Origin of the sequence: Streptomyces sp. HD, from assembly GCF_028369295.1 — a bacterium.
Lineage (GTDB): Bacteria > Actinomycetota > Actinomycetes > Streptomycetales > Streptomycetaceae > Streptomyces.
On record NZ_JAQMYP010000138.1, the window covers coordinates 1 to 1,691 of the forward strand.

Genomic DNA, 1,691 nt, shown 5'->3' on the forward strand with positions numbered 1-1,691 from the left:
TGCCGTTCTCCGGGCTCCGGCCCCGAACAAGTCGTTGGCAGGCAAGGAGACGTGGGAAAAGTGAGACGGAAGAAGATTCTGGCGGTGGTGACCAACCAGGCCACCTACGGGGCGAGCGAGCACCGGACCGGCCTGTGGCTGGCTGAACTCGTCCACTTTTACGACAAGGCGGTGAAGGCCGGCCACACCGTGGATGTGGAGAGTCCGGCGGGCGGCGAGGTGCCGCTCGACCCTCGAAGCCTGGGCCGGTTGTTCGTCGACCGGACGGTTCGCGGGTATCTCGACGACCCGGCCTTCATGGCCTCCCTGAAGTCCACCGCTGCCATTGCCGACGCAGATCCGGACGACTACTCCGCGGTCTTCTTCACCGGCGGCCACGGCACCATGTGGGACTTCCCCGACAGCGCCGACCTGCAGCGAACAGCCCAGGCCATCTACGCCGACGGCGGCATCGTCTCCTCGGTCTGCCACGGCGCCTGCGCCCTCATCAACCTCCGCGACGCCGACGGGAACCCGCTCGTACGGAACCGCACTGTCACCGGCTTCGCGACGGTCGAGGAAAGGCTGGCCGGGGTGAAGGGCAGGGTGCCGTTCCTGCTGGAGGACGAACTGCGCTCCAAGGGGGCCAAGTACGTGCGCTCCACCATCCCGATGACACCGCACGCCGTGCGGGACGGCCGCCTGATCACAGGCCAGAACCCGGTCTCCACCAAGGCCGTCAGCGATCTGATTCTCGCTGCGTTGGCCGAGACCGAATAGGCCGTGCGGTCACCTGGGCGCCCCGCGCCGTCACCACTGTCCGCGGCCCCGAGCGGACTGCCAGGACATGAGCCCTCGGCGCCGACTTCGCGATCAACCGCCGCACCGAGGGCTTCGCCGAGCACGGTACCTACGCCTCCCGAGGAGGGTGTCGACCACGCCGGAAGCAGGGGTCACGGGCGGGGTCTGCGGGCGTGGAGGACGAAGGCCGGGGGTGTGTTGCGCCATATGGTGCGGCTGGGGACGACTTCCTCCACTTCGCGTAGTAGCCGTAGACAGTCTTGAAGGGCGGGAAGTCGTGCGGCAGGTACTCCCACGGAATCCCGGTCCGGTTGACGTAGAGGATCGCGTTGACGATCTCCCGCAGATCGTGCACCCGGGCCGTCGTGCCCGGCCCGGCCCGGTCCGTCTCGCCCGCCAGGCGGTGAAGACCGGCTCGATCAGAGCCCACCGGGCATCAGAGACATCACCGCGGTAAGGACGACGCACGCTCACGCCCGTCCTAACGACCGCCCACACCAGCCGTCACAAAATCATCCCTAACTACCAACTACCTAGATCAGATGCTCTCTAAGCGAAAGGCACTTGCGGGGCCCTGGTCGGCGCAGCAGTTACTGCTCGATGGTTTGGCGGACCAGCACCCGCACAGCACGCATCAGTGCGGGAAGACGACCGTCAGCAGGCGGAAGAGTTCGGCGCGCTCCGTGTCGGACAGCTGGTCCAGGCCCGTCTGGGTCTGCTCCATGCGCTCGCGGATCGTGTCGATCGTCTTCTCGCCCGCCTCGGTGAGGGCGACGTTCTTCACCCGGCGGTCGGTGGTGCTGACCTCACGGTGGACCAGGTCGCGCTTTTCGAGGCGGTCGATGATTCCGGTCATGTTCGACGCGTCGCAGGCCAGGGTGTGTGCGAGTGAGCGCATCGAGGCGGGAGCA

Annotated in this window: 2 protein-coding genes and 1 pseudogene; 1 reads left to right on the plus strand and 2 read right to left on the minus strand. The window is 67.1% G+C overall.

The window, feature by feature from the left end; genetic code table 11:
• The first annotated feature begins 60 nt into the window (after positions 1–60).
• The gene (locus POF73_RS45645) at positions 61–759 is read left to right on the plus strand and encodes a type 1 glutamine amidotransferase domain-containing protein (protein ID WP_272125446.1); all 699 of its coding nucleotides are present in this window, start codon (positions 61–63) and stop codon (positions 757–759) included.
• A gap of 250 nt (positions 760–1,009) precedes the next feature.
• Here the strand turns inward: POF73_RS45645 and POF73_RS45650 are convergent.
• Positions 1,010–1,254 (minus strand): annotated as a pseudogene (locus POF73_RS45650) (transposase); the annotation flags it as partial.
• 160 nt (positions 1,255–1,414) lie between these two features.
• Positions 1,415–1,691 (minus strand): MarR family winged helix-turn-helix transcriptional regulator (locus tag POF73_RS45655; protein ID WP_272125447.1); only part of this gene is annotated, 277 nt, incomplete at its 5' end.